The organism is Parabacteroides sp. PF5-6, assembly GCF_029504695.1.
In the GTDB taxonomy this organism is placed as follows: Bacteria; Bacteroidota; Bacteroidia; order Bacteroidales; family Tannerellaceae; genus QVMG01.
This window is the reverse complement of sequence record NZ_JAQFIN010000024.1, coordinates 1-3,890: the sequence shown is the minus strand read 5'-3', so window position 1 is coordinate 3,890 and position 3,890 is coordinate 1. Positions and strand designations below refer to the sequence as shown.

The 3,890-nt window shown below is 46.7% G+C and carries 3 protein-coding genes; 1 reads left to right on the top strand and 2 read right to left on the bottom strand.

The window, feature by feature from the left end; genetic code table 11:
• Positions 1 to 428: 428 nt before the first annotated feature.
• On the bottom strand, positions 429 to 929 hold the full coding sequence (locus M2133_RS15555) for a dihydrofolate reductase (RefSeq protein ID WP_277467119.1): 501 nt from the start codon (positions 927 to 929) through the stop codon (positions 429 to 431).
• A 21-nt stretch (positions 930 to 950) separates the two neighbouring features.
• Entirely contained in the window at positions 951 to 1,745 is a 795-nt protein-coding gene (locus M2133_RS15550; RefSeq protein ID WP_277467118.1) for a thymidylate synthase, read from the bottom strand.
• 143 nt (positions 1,746 to 1,888) lie between these two features.
• Here M2133_RS15550 and M2133_RS15545 point away from each other — a divergent pair, with 143 nt between their 5' ends.
• On the top strand, positions 1,889 to 3,016 hold the full coding sequence (locus M2133_RS15545; protein ID WP_277467117.1) for an aldose epimerase family protein: 1,128 nt from the start codon (positions 1,889 to 1,891) through the stop codon (positions 3,014 to 3,016).
• Positions 3,017 to 3,890: the final 874 nt, after the last annotated feature.

Here is a 3,890-nt window from a genome sequence, read left to right as displayed (position 1 = left end):
CGTAGCCTAACAGAAGCCCTCAATTTTTGTATACGAATATATGACGCACATCCGGAGATTCCGGATGTGCGTTTTTTTATGGCGGATCACAACCGCGCGAACAAAGGCAAACCTATCATTCGGTGATAGCTTTGCCTTTGTTGATTTTTGCAATAAAAACACCCAGAAGCCAGGCCGAATCAGAGGTGATAGGAATGCCGATTCGGTGATAGTTTTGCCTGGGTGATGGGAATATCATTTACAGTGATAGGATCGCCGATGGGAGGCGGGCGTATCAATCAGCGAGAGGATTACCGTTGGGATTGAGAGGAAAGGCACGCAGAAACAGGGGAGACAGATTCGGGGACGTAGTGCGCCTGCGTTCACAGCGCGACCTACGTCCCCGAATATAAGATTGACAAATAGAACGGATTCAGGAATGAAACAGATTAAGCCTTTTTCCGCTCAAAGGTAAAAAAGGTATAAGGGTAGAGATGCTTCTCGTCCACAGGATGCATTTCATCTTTGATCATCTGCCAGGCCGAGAAATCGATGTCGGGGAAAAAGGTGTCCGCATCTTCAAATCGATGGTACACCCGGGTTAGATATAAAGTATCGGCAAATTGCAACGCTTCATTATAAACCATGGAGCCACCGATAATGAAAGCCTCCTCTTCATCCTGACACAATTCGAGCGCCTCGGGCAGGGAATGCGCGATAGAGACACCGGGATAAGTACGATTCCGGTTTGAGGTAATCACAATATTTTGCCGGTTCGGTAACGCACCATTCGGCAAAGATTCGAAAGTATTGCGCCCCATGATAATAGTATGCCCGGTAGTCAGCATTTTAAACAACTTCAGATCGTTGGGCAAATGCCACAACAAGCGTTGATCTTTCCCTATCGCCCCATTCTCGGCGACAGCGACTATGATAGATATCTTGCTCATAAACCTATTGATTATTCGTTCTTACACGGATACCTCACCTTTAATATGGGGATGAGGGTCATAATTCTCCAAAACAAAATCCTCGTATTTAAAACCAAAGATATCCTTCACCTCCGGATTGATCCGCATAACCGGAAGCGGCCGAAGGTCCCGCTTCAATTGTAGCTTCACCTGCTCGAGATGATTCACATAGATATGCGCATCGCCAAAGGTATGCACAAAATCGCCGGGTTTCAAGCCGGTCACCTGTGCCATCATCTGTAACAACAAAGCATACGAAGCAATATTAAAAGGTACACCCAGAAAAATATCGGCGCTACGTTGGTAAAGCTGCAGACTCAATTTCCCGTCGACCACATAAAACTGAAAAAAAGCATGGCAAGGCGGCAGGTTCATATTCGGCAGGTCGCCCACATTCCACGAGCTGACAATGATACGCCGGGAATCCGGTTCCTCCTTGATCATACGTACCGCTTCAGCAATCTGATCGATCGATCCCCCTTGATAATCCGGCCACGAACGCCACTGATAACTATAGATATGCCCCAGGTCACCATCCGGACCCGCCCACTCATTCCAGATCCGAACCCCATGATCCTGAAGGTATTTCACATTCGTATCCCCTTTCAAAAACCATAAAAGCTCGTGAATGATCGATTTCAGGTGTAACTTCTTCGTGGTCAACAACGGAAAACCTTCTTCCAGGTCAAACCGCATCTGATGCCCAAAAATACTGTACGTGCCGGTCCCCGTCCGATCCGTCTTCCGGATTCCTTCCGTCAGTACCCTGTCGAGTAATTCGTGATATTGCTTCATAAGTGTTGCTTATACTATATTTTACTTTCTGTGCCCAAATAAAACACAAATGTACAATAGTTTTATTCTATATTTGCATCCTGCATCCGAAGATTTTACCTAAGTTTGCTACTCAATTCATTCACATTTACAAATTGCAAGGTATGAAGAAACATGGTTTATTGGTATTGGCGATCTGCACACTGTTCGCCTGTGGAGAAAAAAAAGAAGAAGCTACGCTATCCGGGTTATACCCCACAGATTTTGAAGCTTCCGTCGACGGTAAAAAAACAGCTTTATACACCCTCACAAACGACAATGGGGTGGAAGCCTGCATCACAAACTACGGCGGTCGCCTGGTTTCATTGATGGTGCCCGACAAAAACGGAACGCCGACTGATGTCGTTTTGGGCTATGGAAGTATCGCGGATTATCTGGCTTCGGATGGCAATTTCGGTGCGCTGATCGGACGTTATGGCAACCGGATCAACAATGGATTCTTCACATTGGACGATGTCACCTACGAATTACCCCACAACAACAACGGGCACTGCCTGCATGGAGGAGAAAAAGGGTATCACACCAAAATCTGGGACGGCAAACAGATCGACAACCAGACATTGGAGTTGCGCTACCTCTCGCCCGATGGCGAAGCTAACTTCCCGGGCAACTTGGATATCAAGGTGACCTACAAATTAACAAACGACAACGCGATCGATATTTCTTACGAAGCGACGACCGACAAAGCAACGATCGTCAACCTGACCAATCACAGCTATTTCAACCTTTCCGGCAAACTGGACGCGCCGATCTTGCGCGAGGTTGTGATGATCAATGCCGACAGATACACCCCGGTAGACGAGACACTGATCCCGACCGGCGAGCTTGCACCGGTTGAAAATACGCCTATGGACCTCCGCCAGCCCATTGCTATCGGTGTGCATATCGATGACGAATTCGATCAATTAGTTAAAGGACGCGGATACGACCACAACTGGGTGCTCAACAGCAACGGCGACATCAACGTGGTTGCCGCCAAAACAAAAAACCTGGGAACCGGCATCACCATGGAAGTGTACACGAATGAGCCTGGTGTTCAGTTCTATACCGGAAACTTCATGACCGGCAACGACACCGGAAAACACGGCATCACCTACCCGTTCAGAGGCGCCTACTGCCTGGAAACACAACACTACCCGGACAGCCCGAACCAGTCGGATTTCCCGAGCACGGTGCTTCGTCCCGGCGAAAAATACTTCAGCCGCTGTATCTATAAATTCGGCGTCGAATAAGGATACAAGACTTCAAATTCAAAGGAAGACGGATGGGCAAACCATTCGTCTTTTTTTTCGCTTTTAAACTTCCGGTAGTTTGCGAACAAACTACCGGTAGTTTGTCGACAAAATATTAGTAGTTTGTGCGCAAAGTACTGGTAGTTTGAAAAAGGGGCTTTGCAAGCCCCAAAGGCAGGTTGAGATAGGAAGATTCTGCACCCACTGTCTAAATCAGGATTCTCAGGATTAAACACATTAGCAGGATTACTGAATCAGAGCGAGCGCAGCGAGTGGGCGAAGGCTTTCTTTTGCCGTCAGTTTCAACTGACGGTTTAAAGAGGCGCAGTCTCTTCCGCTGTGGGCTTCAACCCCAGCATCACGTTTTAAACGGGTTAAAACCCAGAGCGGTATCCGGCTAAAGCCGGTAATTCATTAACCGTCAGTCGAAACTGACGGCAAGAGAAAGGCCTTCGCCCACTCGCTGCGCTCGCTTTGATTCAGTATCTTAATCCTGTAAATGTATTTAATCCTGAGAATCCTGATTCAGACAGTTACCAGACTCTCACCCTAATTCTCCCTCAAACAAACGGACTCCTCCCGGAAAACCCACTTCTTTACGATATAGATGATATATTTACCTACCCTATTACGCTGTGAATTTTCCTTTCGTTGATCTATTTACAACCCGTTTTGACAGCTTTAACCATGTCGGTTTCGAGAAGAAAAACCACCTCAACAGATACTTTTACCCCTCTTTCGCGCAGACATACCCCTGTTTTTGATATGTTTTCCATTGTTTTTGAGAGAATATTGATGCTTTTAACTTTGTTTAACCTTAAATACTTGCAGGGGTGATTCTCCGCCTATATATTTGCATCGTGAATGAGAGATA

Bases quoted from the DNA above. Each gene is read 5' to 3' on its own strand.
- M2133_RS15555 (WP_277467119.1), bottom strand. From the start codon at position 929: ATGAGCAAGATATCTATCATAGTCGCTGTCGCCGAGAATGGGGCGATA.
- M2133_RS15550 (WP_277467118.1), bottom strand. From the start codon at position 1,745: ATGAAGCAATATCACGAATTACTCGACAGGGTACTGACGGAAGGAATC.
- M2133_RS15545 (WP_277467117.1), top strand. From the start codon at position 1,889: ATGAAGAAACATGGTTTATTGGTATTGGCGATCTGCACACTGTTCGCC.